Origin of the sequence: Pantoea sp. GbtcB22, from assembly GCF_019091025.1 — a bacterium.
Classification (GTDB): domain Bacteria; phylum Pseudomonadota; class Gammaproteobacteria; order Enterobacterales; family Enterobacteriaceae; genus Pantoea; species Pantoea leporis.
This window is the reverse complement of sequence record NZ_JAGXKB010000013.1, coordinates 1-18,508: the sequence shown is the minus strand read 5'-3', so window position 1 is coordinate 18,508 and position 18,508 is coordinate 1. Positions and strand designations below refer to the sequence as shown.

The window sequence follows — 18,508 nt, the reverse complement described above, 5'->3', positions numbered from 1 at the left end:
TCTTCATCAGCTAAAACACCTCCGTCGGTAGGTTGAAGGTAAGGCTGTTCTTATGAATGAAGCGTTAGAAGAGAGAGGGACGTCGCTGGATCATTAGTACAAATTACAAAAATGACTTTCAAATCTAAAGTAAAGTTGTGGTATTAAACTTTGTTACGCAGATGGAACAGGATGTTTCTGTAATTTATTTTCGATGAGAATGGCTGAAATCAGACTTAATCCTTAAGTTGATCATTAATCAGCTGATTGATTTAAATAAGAAAAAACTGGATTAGGGAGAGACATGAAGCTTGCAACAATTCGTATATGTGGCTTTCAGTCGTTTGGTCAGGAGGTCACAGAGCTGAGCCTCGAAGATATCACATATATCATCGGTCCAAATGGTTCCGGAAAAACCGCCGCACTTCAGGCTTTATGTCGACTTTTTGCGTTTGACCCTTCGCTACGGCGAGTTCAGCGTTCAGATTTCCACATCCCGTTTGACGAAGAGACAGCCCCCGCCGAGCGCCAGTTGTGGATAGAGGCAGATTTTCTATTTCCTGAACTTGAACAGGACCAGGACAACAGCACTGTAGCACCTCATTTTAGTCATATGCGTCTGGACGAGCCAGAAGGTGTAGCGCGCATTCGTTTTCGCCTTACTGCGACCATGGGGCTGGATGGCGACATTGAAGAGGCTTTGGTGTATGTCCTGGATATTGATGCCGATGGCTCCCCTCTGAATGTGGCTCAGGTGCCCAGAGCTGAGCGTAATCATATACAGGTGCATTATCTGCCTGCCAGACGCGATCCCGCGGACCATATAACTTATGGTGCGAACGCGCTACTCGGGCGTTTACTCCGCGCTGTCCGCTGGGATGCTGAGCGCGATACGATTAAAGGGCTGACTGACCAGATAAGCGAAAGCCTTGCAGCAAACCCCTCAGTCAATGCTTTCAGTGAAAGTTTAAAAACAACATGGGCAACACTGCATAAAGGTAAGTTTTTTGCTGATCCTAAAATTACTTTCGTCGCGTCAGAGATTGAATCGCTGTTACGGCATTTATCGGTTTCATTTACGCCGGGCCACGATGGGTCATTTGTCGATTTCTCCCGCCTGAGCGATGGCCAAAAGTCAATGCTTTACCTTTCTCTTGTTTTATCATCTCAGGCGATAGGAAGAGCTGTTCTTGCTGAGGAAGATGTATCCTTTGACCCTGACAAATTACGCCCGCCGGTCTTTACATTAGTAGCCCTAGAGGAGCCAGAAAACAGTCTTTCTCCACATTTTCTGGGACGCATAGTGAGTTCCCTTAATGCCATGACAAAACATCCGGATGCGCAAGCACTGATTGCCACGCATGCACCCACTATGCTGCGCCGGGTTGATCCTGAGCGAATTCGTTATCTTCGACTGGATGAGTCACGAGAGACGCGGGTCACTTGTATTAAGCTGCCTGAGACAACTGATGAGGCACATAAATTTGTTCGGGAAGCCGTGCAGGCGTTTCCTGAAATCTATTTTTCGCGGCTGGTAGTGCTTGGCGAAGGTGACAGTGAAGAGATTGTGTTACCGCGTTTGCTTCAGGCCAAAGGTGCCCCCGTTGACGAGTCAGCCATCACGATAGCGCCGTTGGGGGGACGGCATGTTAACCATTTCTGGCGTTTGCTTGCGGCCTTAAAGATTCCTTATTTTACCCTGCTTGATTTTGATTTAGCCCGCTATGCGGCAGGCTGGGGGCGAATCAAGTACGTCAACGATCAGTTTTCATTACATCAGCCGGGTAAGAAACTGCCTGAAAATTACGGAATTCCACATTGGAATGATGGAAAACAGAAATTTCGTAACTTCGAATATTATCTCGACATGCTTGAAGAGCGAGGCGTGTTTTTCTCCTACCCGATGGATTTAGACTTTTCAATGCTATTCGCTTATCCAGATGCGTATGGCGTTGATAAAGAAGAGCCTGACGAGGCAACGATTAAAGCTGTGCTCGGAAAAAGTCACTACGATTCTACGCAATACAGGGATGACGAATTAGCGCTGTTTAATACCTATCACCAACGCTTCAAGCTTGGCAGCAAACCCGCAGCACACATTGAGGCGTTGACTCAGCTAACAGATGCAGAACTGCTTAAAGGCATGCCGGAATCTCTGGACAACCTGGCAGAAGCCGTTATTGCTAGACTCGCGGAGCTGCCAGAATGATTACTGTTGAAGAATGGCAACCCGCCGATGGATTGACGCTGGAACCCAATGCTGAACGAGCAGCAAAAGCGCGTAAGCATTGCCTGGCGCTGACTGCCGGCCCGGGCGCGGGAAAGACTGAAATGCTCGCGCAGCGAGCAGACTTCCTTTTGCGCACAGGAACATGCCGGTACCCCAAGAGAATTCTGGCCATCTCATTTAAGGTCGATGCCAGCAGAAACCTGAAGGAACGCGTAGAACGCAGATGTGGATTAGAATTGGCCTCACGCTTCGACAGCTATACATTTCATGCGTTTGCCAAACGGATTATTGACCGGTTCAGACCGGTTCTTTCGGGAGAATATGCGCTCGATGCCGGGTACACAATTGTCGAGAAAAAAAATGGCCCGTCTCGCACTGAAATAGAATTCGGCGATCTCGTTCCACTCGCTATTCAGATATTGAAAAGCTCAAAGATTGCCCGAAATGCGATTCGACAAACTTACAGTGATATTTTTCTCGATGAATTCCAGGACTGTACGAACTTACAGTATGACTTGGTTAAACTGGCGTTTCAGGGGACGAAAATTCGCCTGACTGCTGTTGGTGATACAAAGCAGAAAATTATGGCATGGGCAGGTGCGCTGGACGGTATTTTTCAAAGCTTTGTTAAAGACTTCAATGCGGTACCACTCAATATGTATCGTAATTTTCGGTCTAAGCCCCAGTTGCTGCGGGTTCAAAATGAAATTATTCGCAAGTTAGATCCTGCATCAGTCATGCCTTACGAACAATTGAAAGGTAATGAGGGTGAGGTATATGCCTGGAGGTTTGACGACAGCCTGATTGAAGCCCGTTATCTGGCTAATTTGATAAGTGGCTGGATAAATAATGAGGGCCTACCGCCAGCGGAAATTGCAATTCTGGTCTCTAAGCAGTTGGATTTGTATGCAGACCATCTCATGTCGGAGTTACATGAACGTGGGATCCCATACCGGAATGAACAGCAGTTACAAGATATCACGGTTGAACCCGTCGCATGTTTAGTCGTTGATTATCTGTCTTGTCTTTATGGTCAACGGGAACCTAAGGCTTGGATAAGGCTGATGAATCAGTTAGTCCCTTTTGCAGACGAAGAAGTCCAGGCAAGTGCACGAAAAGACCTCGATCAGTTGATAAGAAAGCAACGTAAGAAAGTCTCTGACGCCAGGAAAACGGATTCTCCATTTTCCGGTATGTGGAGTTTTGTAGGGGCTTTCCTGAAGCACGTTGGCATGCAAACGCTTGTAGCATTATCGCCTGAGTATGAATCTCATGAACGGCTGAAGCAGGTTGTTCGGGATACCAGGGCAAAAATCGAGAACTTGATGGGGGCAGATTCAGATTTATCGGGCGCATTGAAACGGTTTGCGAATGATCAGTCTGTTCGCATTCTGACTATCCATAAAAGTAAAGGCCTGGAGTTTGATTCGGTTGTAATGATGGCAATTGAAAATGAGATTTTTTTTGGTGACGAAGCTGAGAATCGTTGCGCATTTTTCGTCGGTGTTTCTCGCGCAAAGAGACGTCTGGTTTTAACTCATGCCGATAAGCGAGAACAGCCAGCTAACGCCAAGCGTTGGAAGGCTGTCAGAACGCCTCAATCCGAGTATTTTGGATACGTGATCCCATTTGTCCGGTAGCAATAAGCAAAATTAATTAGCTGAATGACACAAATTATTCATTCCAGAATGAGGGACAGAATTGATATCAATTCTGTCCCTCTTTTTTGCAGCAATTTTGGTTGGTACAGGCATGAGTTGACCGCACAGCTTCTGACTCTTATTTGATTTTTTCAACCGAATGACTCGACAGCTTCGGATCCCCGGTATGACGGGTCGTCAGCCCGACTGCGCTAACTGGCAAAGCCGGCCCGCCCCTGCGGCTTGGGCCTGATGGCAACGTCCATATCTGCAGCTGGCTGACCGCCAGCGCTTTCGCTGGCCACATACTGATGTGGCCGCTGAGGACCGGACCGGCGAAACGTCGTGCCGTCCGGGGCTGTATCCTGCTCATCGCCTGCTGTTCTGTTTCGTTTCCCTACGTCCTTTGCCGTGCTGAAACCTGGCAAACAGGCGTCCTCACGCAAGGGTCGCTCACCAAACGGCTACTCCCGGTCCCTCCGGGCTGCGGCCTTGCCGTTTCTCCTGCGTTCAGCCTGATGCCCGGGCGCCGGTTTTGCGCTTACGGCTACGGAACTCGGAGAAACATCACATGAAACTGAACGGGAAAAACAGCATGTCACAGCAGAACGTCAACACCTCGGCTCCAGAATCTGAAGAATCATCACTGGAACATGTCACTGAGAACATGCGCTTTTTTAGTCGCCTTCACGTGCGCGATACGCAGGGTAATTACGTGATGGCACCGGACACCCAAATCCTGGCCGAAGCAGACTCTAATTGCTGACAGAAGCTCACTCGTTTAAAGGATTTCTTAGAAAATTTGCACAAAAAGATGATGCAGATTTTACGTAAAAGCGCAGGCAACAGCCTTATTTCCGTTCATGTCTCAAGCTTAAACTGTTCTCATACAGCCCAGGAACAGAGCGGGCATTGATTGAAATGTAGGTAAGAAATGTACCATTTGTAAGCGGAAGACGTCTGCGTATTATGAAAGACAGTTTAGGTAAGCTGAGCGGTGTTAATGATGTGTGCACCCTAGCGAGAGTTTACTCCCTCTCGAATTTATTCCATTCAGGCATGCGATCCTCCGGTGTGTCTTTGCTCGGAATGAGAATGGGATTCCGCCGGGTTGTGGGGACCGAATCTTTCGGAAGAAATTGTTTTCAGTAGGCGAAACGGTTCTTCATTCAGTCGGAATACAAGGGACGTAAAGGTGGGGAGCAGATGTTCCATTCCTCATAAATCTTTTCCTGTCAGCAGTTACGCCTCGAAACAGGGGGTCATCAACAACTCGCTGTAGTACTTTATCGCAGATGTGGATATGAGGATCTGTGTTGCTTTCCTCTGCATTACAGATCCTTTACGTTTAGGCAAAAATATTAAAGTAACTCTATGAATATCTGTCATATTTATGACTGTATTGCGAAGATTACGAATCAGTTTATATGTTACTCTGAGGTACTAAGTAGCCTTCTGGCGGATTCATTTGCCCTTCTTTTAAGCAAGCCTTCATCCTGAATCTGCATACGTCCGTCTTGTTTAACGATGCTCCCATCGACGATAACCGTCGTGACATTTTCAGGTCGTGCGGAGTAGACAATCAACGCTGCCGGATCACCTCCGCCAAAACCACTCATATTCAGCGCATCCGGATCAATAATCTGTATATCTGCCCGCTTGCCCTGCTCCAGAGAACCGGTTACGGCAGATAGTCCCAGCGTATCGGCGCCGTGCCAGGTAGCCAGCTCCAGCAGCTGGCGTGCATCCGGCTGCGTTTCGTCTTTCGTTGCTCCGCTCAGAGTTAGCGCTATAAGCCGTAACGTAGCAAACATATCCCCGCTACCTGCAAGTGAATTACCGTCAATACCCAGTCCTTTGCGCGTTAACGTTGAAAAGTGATCTAGACGGGTTAATCCGTAGCCGACACGCTGTTCGCTGATAGGTGTGAGTGCCAGACTTCCACCCGATTTTTTAAGTGCCATAAGTTGTTGCTTTGTAGCATCTGTGGTGTGAACTACAGTTAACGAAGAATTAAGAAAGTTACGTTTTATCAGTGCATTGAACATTGCATCAGCGTCTCCGCTGACATGTACCTGAACAGGGAGATTATGCTTTTTCGCGAGACTGAACTCTTTCTCTCGCATTGCCCAGTTTTGTTCATCATTTAAATCACGAGGCAGACGCCATCCCAGGCCGAGCTTAATCCTGTCATCAGGCGTCTGAGCTAGGCTTAGCAAATGATCCATATCAATAGGACTTTTCGTTGATTTATCCGGTCCACCGTAATACATCACGGCACGAATTCCAGCGTCCTTCAGCGCTTTCAGCCCGGCATCCCCCCAAGCTGGACCTTTGATGTTATCGAAGAAGTCCCCGCTACTGGTGATCCCGCCTGAAAGCAACTCCACTGCGCCAATGTACATCGAGATGTAGATATCATCAGGCTGCATGCGCGCCCCGAGCTGGTTACTGACGGGAAAAAACTTGCCATCATTGTTGCGGAATTGTCCCCGCATGGTGGTTACCCACAGGTGAGAGTGAGTATCAACAAAGCCGGGTAACACGAATTTTCCGTGAGCGTTAATTACTTTTCGCCCTGTCACTGACAGATTAGTACCGACTGCGGCAATCTGACCTTTGTGAATTAAAATATCATGGTCTGGCAAATCTTCACTGCCCGGTTTAAGCGGCATGACATAGCCATTTTTAATCAGGATATCTGTGGACACCTGCGCGGCGAGAGAAGTACTTACCGCTGACATCATTAATGCAGTGATCAAACAGGTCGTTTTCATCATTTCTCCTGAAGCGGTTGAACTTAAAATGAAAAATAAATTTCATTTTAGCCCACGATAAGGATTATGCATTTCATCAACATTAAGATACTTTCCGTGGTTGCCTGCTTACTTAAGTAACGATGCCTCACTGAAAAAAATGAGCGATAACGCCTGACGACGAAAAACCGCGCCTGTTGGCTTATACAAGGATGCGATGACTCAGCTGAATGGGGATTTAACACCAGCAAGTACAGCTAGAATCCTTACCGGCCATCGGACACTGTTGGAGAGCTTGGAACAATTCTTTTACGGTCCTGCAAAGCTTACGGTTATGGACTCTGCCGGTTAGCGCAGTAATACAAGCAACCTGGCAGCGCCGGGAAGCCGGAGGGGCTAATATCATGAGACGGATGTTTGCTTTGTATCAGAAGCCGACATAGTCATGGTCCGGAACTTTAAAATAATCTATCTCAAAAGCCGCAGCCCTCTAAGTACAATTTTTTGGAATTCTTCACATTCGGAATGCTCTTTCTTCGTACAACATGCAACATGTTTCAGTCCCCGGCTTAGCAATTGGAGTTTGCGGATAGTGCCGTCAATCACCTTTGCTCTATGAAGAAGTTGAACTCTGTCTAATGCGAGTTTGTTCTCTGTATCAAACATCATAGCTATTTCATCTAGAGAAAACCCTGCAGCCTGCCCAAGCGCAATTAATTGCAGCTTATTGATCACATTCTCGTTGTACTGCCTTCTAAGGCCATTACGGCCAATGGGTTTGATTAGTTCTTTCTTTTCGTAATATCTCAACGCTGATGGGGTAACTCCTGTAAGGTCAGCGATTTCTCGGATATCAAGTTCTTTCATTATTGACTTAAACCTCACTTTAAGTTGCACACTGGTCATTATGTCATTACAAAGAAGGAATGCATGTTGGATACCATCATTTTTTACAAAACTGTCATAACGGGCATTGGCGCAACACTGGTCATGGATTCGTGGTCATTATGTCAAAGACTGATTTTAAAAATTCCACCGTTGAATTATGCATTGGTAGGTCGCTGGATTTTATGGCTTCCACAAGGAAAATTCAGGCATCGCACCATTCTTTCAGCGTCACAGATACGTGGGGAAAATCTTATTGGCTGGCTATTCCATTATCTGACCGGGATACTTTTTGCGGTTATCCCGCTTTTGCTTAACGGAAGGGTTTGGTTTTATGAACCTTCCCTCTTCATGGGCGTGTTGACTGGTTTGTTAACGTTACTTGCTCCATTCTTAATTCTGCAACCCGCATTTGGCTTTGGTATCGCTGCCTCGCTTACACCTCGCCCATGGGTAGCGCGTTTATTAAGCCTGATTACGCACATTGCGTATGGTGTCGGCTTATATGGCATTACCGCTGTTATGGCATCATCATCGTAGTGCCATTGAGCGGTACAAGTGTTATCACACCCACATTTACTACCTGGCACTGACCCCGTTGCGGTATTGATAAGCCTTGTGACACCGGAGTATTTAAAAGGTGGACATTTTAATGTCCGCTTAATGCCCTGATACATCTGACAAAATTTGTATGGCTTCAATAAGGGCGAGATCGATGCTTTTCAGAGCGAACTGTATCCTGCAGAACGTAATCACTGCTGGAGCTGTCAACAGTTACTGTAGAGCAACTCCGGTGCGTTATCGTACTTAATGGCTCATCTCAAGGTTGTGCTGCTTTGCTATTGCAGGAAAATGGCTCTGCTGAGATTAAGCAGCAGCACACTGGTATCGAGTGCAACGTTGTAGCGCTGATGGGTTCCGGATCGTGAACGTAATCGCAGCCGGCAACGGCGAGTTTATCAAAGTAAGCGTCCCGGCTCAGGTACTGAGTAAATCGTCCGTACATACATTTTCCGCCTCTTTAAGCATAGTGTTCTCTGCCGTTGCTCTGCGTGAACGCCATTCAAAAGGGAAATCGGGACCTCTTGGCCTCTCCCGACTGACCGGATCATCAGCCCCATACGCTAACGGAAGGGGATGCAATTCCGTGCCTGACCGCTAGGCCGATGGTGGACGGTTATAGCAGTCATAAAGATCAATGCGTTGAAGCGGATGGTAAATCACGCCCTCATAATTATCTTACCGCTTATGTATGGTACTCCCTGTAGAACTTGCTAAAGCTCAACGCCGATTTTCATAACCTTCCTATACTTTGGTTAATGAAAAAATCCACTTAACTAAGGCCCGAAAAGATCTCCGTAAATGAGGTTAATCATGATCACGCTTCACCACGCTATTAAAATCGTCGCCCCGCGCCATGAGGTTTATAAGGCGCTCACTGATACTAAGCAGATGGCCGCCTGGCATGCTGGGATAGTTGAGGGCGAGATTGCTCCCGGAAAGGTACTTACGCTCCGACCAAAAAAAGAGACGCACTTCAGCTGGCGTACAGAAATACTGGAGGCTGATGTGCGTATCGTACAGACCTCGCTTCTCGAATCAGACAGCCATGCAGGCAAGACCCTGACCTTTGCCCTCTCCGACCTGAACGATGGACGCACGCTGGTGGAGTTATCCCACGGCGAATGGATACCAGACGATGTCCACCTGCCGTTTTGCAACACATACTGGGGCGAAGTGCTATTCCAGCTGAAATCTTATGTAGAAAAGGTTTGAGGAGAAACCGTAATGTCGCAAAAAAAACCTGGTAGTTATCGCTTGGTTAAACCCGGTGAACCGCATCCTCAGGGCTGGGAGGTACCACCGGTTAATGACCTCCGTTCTGCCATAGAATTGCTTAAAAACCTGCCCGGACACTATGTTGAAACCAACCGTGAGGTAGACCCTAAAGCCGAACTGGCTGGCGTCTATCGCTATGTCGGGGCGGGCGGTACAGTCATGCGTCCGACCCGGGTCGGACCGGCGATGACCTTCAATGCTATCAAGGGCTTTACCAATGCGCGTGTGCTGGTGGGGCTGATGGCGAGCCGCGAGCGTGTCAGCGCGCTGCTTGGCGCTCCGGTAAAAGAGCTGGGTATTCAGATGGCAGAAGCGCGCAGGAATGTCACCCCCCCCGTGATGGTAAAGGGGACGGAGGCACCTTGCCAGGAAGTGGTTTATCGCGCGGAAGATGAGGATTTTGACCTGCGTAAGATCCTGCCAGCGCCCACCAACACCGTCGAAGATGCAGGCCCTTACTTCTGCCTCGGTCTGGTGCTCGGTAGTGATCCAGACGATCGCGATAACGCAGATGTGACAATTCATCGTCTATGTGTGCAGAGTAAAGATGAGCTTTCTATCTTCTTTGCGCCCGGGCGCCATATTGACGCGTTCCGACAGAAAGCAGAGGCCGCTGGCAAGCCGTTGCCTGTGTCGATCAATATGGGACTGGATCCTGCTATCTATATTGGTGCAGAGTTTGAAGCACCCACAACACCGTTTGGCTTTAACGAACTGTGCGTGGCGGGTGGTCTGCGTGGCAAGCCGGTCGAGCTAGTGGAATGTCTGAGCGTTAATCAGCGCGCTATCGCGCGCGCCGAGATCGTTATCGAAGGCGAGATTCTGCCTGAAGTGCGCGTTGAAGAGGATCAGAACACGCATACAGGCAAAGCCATGCCAGAATTCCCCGGCTACACAGGAGAAGCCAATCCTTCTCTGCCGGTGATTAAGGTCAAAGCCATAACAACGCGCCACAATCCTATCCTGCAAACGCTCGTGGGGCCGGGTGAAGAACATGTCAGTCTGGCGGGGATTCCGACAGAGGCGAGCATACATCTTGAGTGTGAAGATGCACTCCCCGGGTTAGTGAAGAACGTATACGCGCACAGTGCAGGCGGTGGAAAATTTCTGGTAATACTTCAGGTCAGTAAACGTAACGCCGGTGATGACGGTATGACGCGTCAGGCTGCACTCATTGCGCTGGCGGTTTATCGCGAGCTGAAGAATGTCATTCTGGTCGATGAAGATGTTGATATTTTCGATTCCGACGACGTGCTATGGGCAATGCAGACACGCTATGTAGGCGATCTTGATACCCTTTTTGTACCGGGCGTTGCAGGACACGTGCTTGACCCGTCACAGCAGCCGTTCTACGATTCGCGCCTGACGATTAAAGGCACTACCAGTAAAACTATTTTTGACTGTACAGTCCCTTATCACCTGAAAGAGCATTTTATTCGTGCGCAGTTCAAAGAGGTTGATCCCAGTCTATGGGTACCCGAGTTGTTTGCCAAAAAAGACGTGTAGGGCGTGCCACAAACCGATAACCAGTGTTATCGGTTTTAAAATATCCTATTACAATAATGAATTATTTATACACGCAGGTTCCTTGAGAAAAGCGCTCTTTGCATGCGTAAAAGTTTATCTACACATACAAACTTGAGCAAGTGCTGTTAAGAGCGAACATCAAATGTTTTCTACTTAAAAAACGTACCGCCCTTAAATTATCCATTAAAGATGTAAGGGGCGGTTTTAAAAATTTCCAACCCTGACTTTGTTGATTGTGTTAGGGTTTGACAGGGTGTAAGTATTTTCATTTTTATTTTTTTTGGTGGCTGAAATACACACCTCCGGCAAATTGCATTGACCAACCTTTAACTCTATCCTTAGTGCCTGTAATCTTGAGAGCCCCGACCTTTGCATGATTTGCAACATTAAGCATACCAACCCACTTCATATACTTTTCGTCGACATGATCACTATTCAATTTTAGTATTTCAGTCTCATTGATGAATGATATATTTGAGAATAACAGGCAAAACTTTAACCTGAATTTTTTGTTATTAATTGAGAACTCACAATCGTTATATGAAATGGACTGCCAGATGCCTCGACTGGCTTTATGTGCGAAATCTTTTTCTTGATTCAAATATTTCACTTCAATCCCGAACGGCGCAGGTTCAAACCCATGATTAAGGAGATGAGCTTTAGGGTAAATAACGTAATCAATCCTAACTTTCAGCCCCTCCGTTACATGCGTTCCAACAACTTCCTGATAAATATGAAAATCATTCTTCAGTGTGTTAATCATCCATGTTTTCAGGTCATCTTCACTAGAAAACACAGGGGCAAGATTTTCTGAGAGCTCTTTTCTTTCTTTTTTAATTCGTTTGATCTGTTGGTTTAACGCCAGAAGTGTTTTATCCACACCAAGTAAATCAATGATATTATCAATGTCTTCTGATAGTGATCGATAAGCTTCGCGGTATTTTTCTATGTTTTGTGAGTGTAAGGCTGTGCTTACACCGTATAAAAGATGAGACCTTTTACGATGTAGAAGTGAAAATCTTTGGCTTCTTTTTTGTGATTCGTCGATGTATCTTTCTTCAATGGTAGGGTCAAATGTGTTCGGGATTCTTCCGTTTAGTTCACTTGAAGCATCTGCGAATTTCAATGCGCCACCTTTCTGTCTGCCGCAGTTGTTGCATTGGCGAACATAGTGTTCACCGCCACCAAATGCAAGGATTTTTATTTCAAGATTTAAGTCACAGTTACATGGATTGTAAATCAGTAACTCCAGCTCTTCATCAATTTCTATTATTCTTTTTGTAACAAATTCGTTATTCACTAGGATTTGATCTCTAATAAATGGTTATAAATGTCCAGTCGCGATTTTATAGTATTTAAGCTATTTAGCTAGCTGAATGAAGTCAATTATTCCAAATCAAATGGATGAGTCAATGACAACTATAAAGTTGTCAGAGCATATTGTCTCTTAATGCCCATTCTTGGCGTGCAGTAGTCATAATTCTCGTCCTATAAAAAACTACCTTCGGCTCCCCGGCAGACCGGGTTGTCAGCCCGACTGTGCTAACCGGCACAGCCGACGAGCTTCGCCGGACCGCTTGGCGTTTCGGGCCGTCGGCTAGGATCTAATGGCAACGTCAGAATCAACCCCTGCAACGAACTTACGACAGTGCGTTCACTTGCCATAGACTAACATGGTCGCTAAGGAACGGAGCGGTATACAGCTGCCGTCCGGGTCAGTGCCCCGTTGATTACCTGCCTTCATGTTTCGTTCTCTTAGCCCCTTTGCTGTACAGAAACCTGCTAAATAGGCGGCCTCACACAAAGGGTGCCTTGCTAAACGTCTACACCAGGTCCCTCCTGGCTGCGGCTTTATCTTTTCCCCCACGTTTTGCTTAATATCCGAGTGCCTGTTTTGCCCACACGGCGAGAAACTTAGAGAAGCATCACTTAATCGCAAACAAGAGACACAGCATGTCACAGCAAAACGTCAACATCCAAGCTTCAGAATCTAAAGATTCATCGATTTTTAAAGGCAATGGCGACTTGAGTCAGGCGGGTGAGGGGCTGGGGGAGGGCCTTTTGCGCAGGTTGAGTCCGATTTGATGGATTACCTTCTTGGGCGTTACCAGCAAACACGACAGAAGATCAAAGAGATTACCTGCACGGTTAGCTATGCGGACAACTTTCCGCCAGTTTCGCACTTTATCAGCGGCAATCTGAGCGATCGTCGCGGTAATTACGGTTGAGCCAACGCAGATCGGGTCTATTGAGAGTTTTAACGGACGGTTTTGGGACGGATGTCTGAATGAGCGCTGGTTCAGGGATGTCTTCATGCCCGGAAAATTATTAATGACTGGCTGCAGGGCTAAAAACGAGTCCAGACCTCATTCATCGCTGAATTACCAGACGCCTGCTGAATTTGTAGCAAGCTGGAGAAATGTAAAAATTAGAAGGTTCACAAGCCGGTATGACTAACTGATCGCTGTATTTGATTTTGGGGACGGGGCAGTAAGTGATGAGTCAACAAATTTCAGAATTGTGAGGTGCTATACAACTTTCGCAACAATCCCCAGACGCAGGATTGTTGTGGTTGAAAACTCAACATGAATAATCAACTATAAGGTGACTAGACAACTTATGACATTATTTTTACCAGTGATTTAATGTCAATGCAGAGTTTTCAAATCAGAAAGAGTCAGTTCCTAATAATTCGCCCAGGATTAACCTCATGAAAAATATATCTATAAGAGCAAGAATGCAGAGCTTTGGCGGTTTTCTCACCGCAATGGTCATCCCTAATATTGGTGCTTTTATGGCTTGGGGATTCATCACTGCTCTTTTTATACCGGCAGGGTGGTTCCCCAATAAAGAATTTGGATCGCTGGTCGAGCCTATGATTCGCTATATGTTACCGATGCTTGTGGGGTATACAGGCGGGAACATGGTCGGCGGTAAAAGGGGGGCCGTCATAGGAACTGTGGGCACCATGGGCGTTATAGTCGGTACTAACGTGCCTATGTTACTGGGTGCTATGGCCATGGGGCCACTGGGCGGTCTGGTAAGTAAACAGATTGATCGTCTGCTAGAAGACCGCATCCCCGCAGGGCTGGAGAATGTTGTTCAGAATTTTGCGCTTGGGATAGCCGGGATGGTGCTGGCATTACTGGGCTATGAATTTATTGGCCCGTTTATGCTGACCATTACTAATGGCATTGCCTTTGCCATTGATGGGTTACTCAAAACAGGGTATCTGCCTACACTGGCGCTGTTGATTGAACCGACCCGTGTGCTGTTCCTTAACAACGCCATTGATCAGGCAATTTTCTACCAATTGGGAATGAAAGATGCGGCTATCAACGGTAGTTCCATCTTCTTCATGGTATTTGCCAGCCCCGGTCCGGGTCTTGGACTGTTGCTTGCGTTTTGTCTATTCGGGAAAGGGATGGCAAAAAAATCTGCACCAGCGGCAACCATCATTCACATTTTTGGTGGTATCCATGAAATGTATTTCCCATATGTTTATATGAAACCGTTGATGATTTTGCCATTGATGGTGGGGTCAGCCGTCGGGATTGAAGTATTTTCATTAATGCACGCCGGGCTTGTCGCTGGTGCAACACCTGGTTCCATTTTCGCATTTATGGCTCTGACACCCCCAGGTAAGTTTATGGCAACCCTAAGTGGAATTGGTGCTGCCGCAGTGGTTACATTTGTTGGTGCCAGCATAATTTTGAAATTTGATCGCTCAATTGAAAAAGATGAAAGCTTTATCGCTTCTCAAAACACCATGAAAATCACGAAAGAAGCCGGTATGAGCGAGGTATATGCAGCTGCTAAACGTGATTCTCAAGGAAAAGCGATTGCGCAAAACTATAAGAATGGAGAAATAAAATTTATAGCGTTCGCTTGTGATGCCGGCGCTGGTTCGAGTGCTATGGGCGCGTCAACGTTCCGTAAAAAATTACAGAAAGCAGGTATAGGTCATGCAATAACCGTTAAGCATTTTGCAATCGAAAGCATCCCGGCTGAAGCTGACCTTGTAGTGGTTCACCAGAATCTGGCTGATCGCGTAAGAATGAGTAAAAATATTCCAGTGATTGAGATTAAGAATTATTTAGGTGACTCAAAACTTGAAGATTTGCTTCATGAACTTAGCGAAAGAGAGGCAGCAAAATCGTCAACTCAACTTTCAGATGTGTAACTGAGTCGCCTTCCACTGCTGGAGATAATAATGAAATACGTTGAAATCACGGGTGTTAAAGAGATTACAGTCGGTGAAATAGGTGCGCCGGAGCTTTCTGAAGGTGAAGTCCTGGTTGACGTCAAATATAGCGGCATATGCGGTTCAGATATGCATTTTTATCTTGGACACCACCCTTCGCTTAAGCCTCCAACAGGATTCATCCAGGGGCATGAGGCGGTAGGTGTGATCACCGCTGTTAAAGGGGACGTGAAAAACTATAGCGTTGGTGACACTGTCGCTATCAATCCGTTAGTAGGTTGTGGGAAATGTTTCAATTGTCTGGATAACCTTCCTAATATATGTAGAGTAAGCCGTAAAGTTATGGGGTTCCGTTTAAATGGAACCATGTGCGAGCAGATGGCCTTGGCTCCTGAGCAGTTGATAAAGCTTCACCCTCAAGCTGATCTCAGAATAGCAGCAATGATTGAACCTTTTGCAGTCGGACATCATGCCGTATCGTTATTAAAGGGTGTTGATTTACGTTCCGTTCCGGTTATTGTAACGGGAGGCGGTACCATCGGTTTAGTGACAGCCTTAGTCATTAAATATCTTTACCAGGCAGAACCTTTGATTGTTGAGAAGGATCCACAGCGTATCTTACAACTTCAGGCAATGGGTTTTAGCGTCTATGCTTCTGTTTCAGAAGTTGATGATCTGCAACTAAGACAACGTCCGATTGCCTTCGAATGTACTGGATATTATCCAGTGTTTGAAGCACTGATTGCAGCGCAACGTAAACCTCAGCAAATTGTTATAATTGGCCAGTATCAACCGGGCTCTGCTGTCGGATTGCATGAGATCATGTCTTCGGAAATAGCAATCTTATCAAGCCATATGTACACCAGTGATGATTTGCGGGCAAGTGCAGAGGCTATAACTCACCCTAAAATTAATAAGGCGCTAAGTAGCATTCTATACCCCAAAGTTTTTTCACTTGAAGATGCAGCAGAAGCTTTTGCTGTAGCCACTTCAGGTAAACTTGATGGAAAGCTCAAGGTTTTGATAGGGAATGAATGAGGTACTAAAGTTTCCTGCCATTTTTAAGGGCGGCTGACCGATCATTTGTCTGACTTATAAGGGTTCATGCCTGACATGAACCCTTATTATTGATATCATCAAAATTAAAACCTGACTTTCTGATATAACGCGTTTTACATCAGGATTAATGCTGGCTTGTTATACAGCTTCAGACTTATGTTTACTCTGCTATTCATCTTTTAAGTGAATTTCGATGTTAACGATTAAATGGTCCATGATGAGAGATGAAATAAATAATCGCCCATGACAGCGATTATGCGGCCATTAATTATCATCACTGGAGTAATCACTCCAATTAAATAAATAGAATCCTTATTTTATAACGTCAGGTGCAGGCTTACCTTTCTCAGTAGTGGTTTGTCAGCATCTAGTGGAAACTCCGTATCTGTAAAATTTAGATATTATAATGATGATGGCATCTCAATTTTTTAACTAACTAGGGTTGTTATCCTTTGATAGCCACTTTTAACAATTTAATTATCAGTGGTAATTAAAGAGCGGATATCCTTAAACTGAGTTAGACAGGGATTTATATCTTAGATTTAACATGTTATATAAAAAAGCGAAAGGTATGAAAGTGACACTACGTTGAGTTCGAGGGGGGCCGCGTGACGTTAATGTTATAGAGTGTTAAGGACGATAAAGAATGGCAGTCACCTGCGGTGACCAGCCAGCGATTTTTATTCAATCTCTGCGGTCAGCTATCTGACGAAGATGAAGAATATTTGTATTTACAATAGCAATATTCACTTCAAAAGGCGTACCATCATCCAGGTATACAACCTCATGTAACTCCATGAGCGCGTCATGAGGCGCAACGTTCAGCAAGCGGATTTGGTCTTCATCTGACACATTAAACGCTCTTACATTTTGTGCCCTTCTTTGGACGCCTTTTCCGGTAAGGCTCTCTATGTACGAGTACTTTGATATTTCAAGCTGATTGAACTCCATAGTGCTGAACATGTTGACAGGGAAATGGATATATTCAAGCGAAACGGGAATATCATCAAATGACATAAGGCGCAGGATTTTATACACCTGATCAGTGGATTTTATCCGGAGTTCCTGCGCCATGGCTGTGCTAGGTACTTTGGTTATGCTGGCTGAAATTACTTTTCTTATTCCTTTATGACCGCTCTTTTGTGCTTGGTAATCAAAAGGCGATAGAGCGTGAAACTTACCCGCATGATTACTGTAAGCAGTCGAACCAACGTAAATCCCAGAACCTTTAACTCGGTATATTTTTGACTGTTCAATAAGGATCCGTGTTGCCTCACGCACTGTCGCACGCGTAATGCTTAACGCTTTGGAAATCGCAATTTCAGTATCGAGCTTATCTCCCGACGTCAGTCCATCCTCATTGATTTTATTTAGGATGAAATCAATCACCTCTTTTTGCTTCTCAGTGACGTTATCTGACATTTTTATCCCTTATTTCATGCGCTTAGCGTGTAGGGTAACAGTGGGCGGTCTAATGCGCTCATCCGAAACTTATTAAACTGTGATCAAACTAACAGGCTAGGCACAAAAACATCCTGTCTGGTCATCTTTTTCAGTTTACCTCTTGTGTACGGCTGAGTCGAGATGCATTCTAAAGATGACTATACATCTTTAAGGTGTGTGTACTTGTGGTGTTTTAACACTGTCAGCCTTATTTCAAGCAATCATCAGGAGTGTAAATTGGACAATAGACAACTGGCTAATGCTATTCGATTCCTCAGCATTGATGCTGTACAGCAAGCGAATTCGGGCCATCCAGGCGCACCGATGGGTATGGCAGAAATGGCTACCGTGCTTTGGCGCGACTTTTTACGGCATAACCCCAAGGACCCTAACTGGATTGATCGCGACCGTTTTGTGCTATCAAATGGGCACAGCTCGATGCTGCTTTATTCAGTTCTGCATTTGACGGGCTATGACCTAAGCATTGATGACCTCAAACAGTTTCGTAAACTTCATTCCAAAACGCCTGGTCACCCTGAATATGGTTACACACCGGGTGTTGAAACTACATCTGGACCCTTAGGGCAGGGCATTGCTAATGCCGTAGGCATGGCTATTGCAGAAAGGACTCTTGCAGCAGAGTTCAACCGTGACAGTTTCAATATCGTTGATCACTTTACCTATGCCTTCCTCGGCGATGGATGCTTAATGGAAGGTGTTTCCCATGAAGCCTGCTCACTGGCTGGTACATTAGGTTTAGGAAAACTTATCGCCTTGTGGGATGACAACAATATTTCAATTGATGGCCATGTGGATGGCTGGTTTGCTGTAGATACAGCCGCTCGTTATAAAGCGTATGGTTGGCAGGTCATTGAAAGGATTGATGGGCACAATCCGCAACAGATTGAAGCTGCACTCAACGAAGCACGTAAGGATCTTTCCCGCC

15 protein-coding genes and 1 pseudogene are annotated in these 18,508 nt (G+C 46.0%); 12 read left to right on the top strand and 4 right to left on the bottom strand.

Annotation, left to right across the window (positions count from 1 at the left end):
- Nucleotides 1-283 precede the first annotated feature (283 nt).
- From KVT28_RS24180 to KVT28_RS24170, 3 genes are all read left to right on the top strand, one after another.
- Nucleotides 284-2,188 (top strand): ATP-dependent endonuclease, encoded by a 1,905-nt coding sequence (locus KVT28_RS24180; RefSeq protein WP_217550640.1) that lies wholly within the window; start codon nucleotides 284-286, stop codon nucleotides 2,186-2,188.
- Nucleotides 2,185-3,849, top strand: coding sequence for a UvrD-helicase domain-containing protein (locus KVT28_RS24175; protein WP_217550638.1), 1,665 nt, complete (start codon nucleotides 2,185-2,187; stop codon nucleotides 3,847-3,849). The genes KVT28_RS24180 and KVT28_RS24175 overlap by 4 nt, the downstream gene beginning before the upstream one ends.
- A 595-nt stretch (nucleotides 3,850-4,444) precedes the next feature.
- A complete protein-coding gene (locus KVT28_RS24170; protein ID WP_217550637.1) occupies nucleotides 4,445-4,615 on the top strand; it encodes a hypothetical protein in 171 nt (56 codons plus the stop codon).
- Between the two features lie 664 nt (nucleotides 4,616-5,279).
- Here KVT28_RS24170 and KVT28_RS24165 read toward each other — a convergent pair.
- Nucleotides 5,280-6,629 carry an amidohydrolase family protein gene (locus tag KVT28_RS24165; protein ID WP_254633638.1) on the bottom strand — a complete coding sequence of 450 codons (1,350 nt, stop codon included), beginning with the start codon at nucleotides 6,627-6,629 and terminating at the stop codon, nucleotides 5,280-5,282.
- Nucleotides 6,630-7,073: 444 nt separating this feature from the next.
- A complete protein-coding gene (locus KVT28_RS24160; protein WP_217550635.1) occupies nucleotides 7,074-7,472 on the bottom strand; it encodes a MerR family transcriptional regulator in 399 nt (132 codons plus the stop codon).
- A 63-nt stretch (nucleotides 7,473-7,535) separates the two neighbouring features.
- Between KVT28_RS24160 and KVT28_RS24155 the strand changes: the two genes are divergently transcribed.
- The 3 genes from KVT28_RS24155 (at nucleotide 7,536) to KVT28_RS24145 (ending at nucleotide 10,835) form a co-directional block, all read left to right on the top strand.
- The gene (locus tag KVT28_RS24155) at nucleotides 7,536-8,030 is read left to right on the top strand and encodes a DUF2938 domain-containing protein (protein WP_217550633.1); all 495 of its coding nucleotides are present in this window, start codon (nucleotides 7,536-7,538) and stop codon (nucleotides 8,028-8,030) included.
- A gap of 834 nt (nucleotides 8,031-8,864) precedes the next feature.
- On the top strand, nucleotides 8,865-9,266 hold the full coding sequence (locus tag KVT28_RS24150; protein ID WP_217550631.1) for an SRPBCC domain-containing protein: 402 nt from the start codon (nucleotides 8,865-8,867) through the stop codon (nucleotides 9,264-9,266).
- Between the two features lie 12 nt (nucleotides 9,267-9,278).
- Nucleotides 9,279-10,835 (top strand): UbiD family decarboxylase, encoded by a 1,557-nt coding sequence (locus tag KVT28_RS24145; RefSeq protein ID WP_217550629.1) that lies wholly within the window; start codon nucleotides 9,279-9,281, stop codon nucleotides 10,833-10,835.
- A 292-nt stretch (nucleotides 10,836-11,127) separates the two neighbouring features.
- On the opposite strand, the gene KVT28_RS24140 is transcribed toward KVT28_RS24145, so the two are convergent.
- A complete protein-coding gene (locus KVT28_RS24140; protein WP_217550627.1) occupies nucleotides 11,128-12,156 on the bottom strand; it encodes a hypothetical protein in 1,029 nt (342 codons plus the stop codon).
- 653 nt (nucleotides 12,157-12,809) lie between these two features.
- Between KVT28_RS24140 and KVT28_RS28150 the strand changes: the two genes are divergently transcribed.
- From KVT28_RS28150 to KVT28_RS24120, 5 genes and pseudogenes are all read left to right on the top strand, one after another.
- On the top strand, nucleotides 12,810-12,941 hold the full coding sequence (locus KVT28_RS28150; RefSeq protein ID WP_256448505.1) for a hypothetical protein: 132 nt from the start codon (nucleotides 12,810-12,812) through the stop codon (nucleotides 12,939-12,941).
- Nucleotides 12,941-13,084, top strand: a complete 144-nt coding sequence (locus KVT28_RS24135; protein WP_217550625.1) for a hypothetical protein — start codon at nucleotides 12,941-12,943, stop codon at nucleotides 13,082-13,084. Before KVT28_RS28150 ends, KVT28_RS24135 begins: the two co-directional genes overlap by 1 nt.
- Nucleotides 13,083-13,313: pseudogene (locus KVT28_RS24130) on the top strand (integrase core domain-containing protein); the annotation flags it as partial. The gene KVT28_RS24135 and the pseudogene KVT28_RS24130, both read left to right, overlap by 2 nt.
- A 253-nt stretch (nucleotides 13,314-13,566) precedes the next feature.
- Complete coding sequence (locus tag KVT28_RS24125) at nucleotides 13,567-15,039, top strand: PTS mannitol transporter subunit IICB (RefSeq protein WP_217550623.1); 1,473 nt, start codon at nucleotides 13,567-13,569, stop codon at nucleotides 15,037-15,039.
- A 30-nt stretch (nucleotides 15,040-15,069) separates the two neighbouring features.
- Nucleotides 15,070-16,098: a zinc-binding dehydrogenase gene (locus tag KVT28_RS24120; RefSeq protein WP_217550621.1), complete on the top strand. Its 1,029-nt coding sequence runs from the start codon at nucleotides 15,070-15,072 to the stop codon at nucleotides 16,096-16,098.
- Between the two features lie 705 nt (nucleotides 16,099-16,803).
- On the opposite strand, the gene KVT28_RS24115 is transcribed toward KVT28_RS24120, so the two are convergent.
- Complete coding sequence (locus KVT28_RS24115) at nucleotides 16,804-17,541, bottom strand: GntR family transcriptional regulator (protein ID WP_217550619.1); 738 nt, start codon at nucleotides 17,539-17,541, stop codon at nucleotides 16,804-16,806.
- Between the two features lie 258 nt (nucleotides 17,542-17,799).
- On the opposite strand from KVT28_RS24115, the gene KVT28_RS24110 reads away from it, so the two are divergent.
- A partial coding sequence (locus tag KVT28_RS24110) for a transketolase family protein (protein WP_305801779.1) occupies nucleotides 17,800-18,508 on the top strand: 709 nt, incomplete at its 3' end.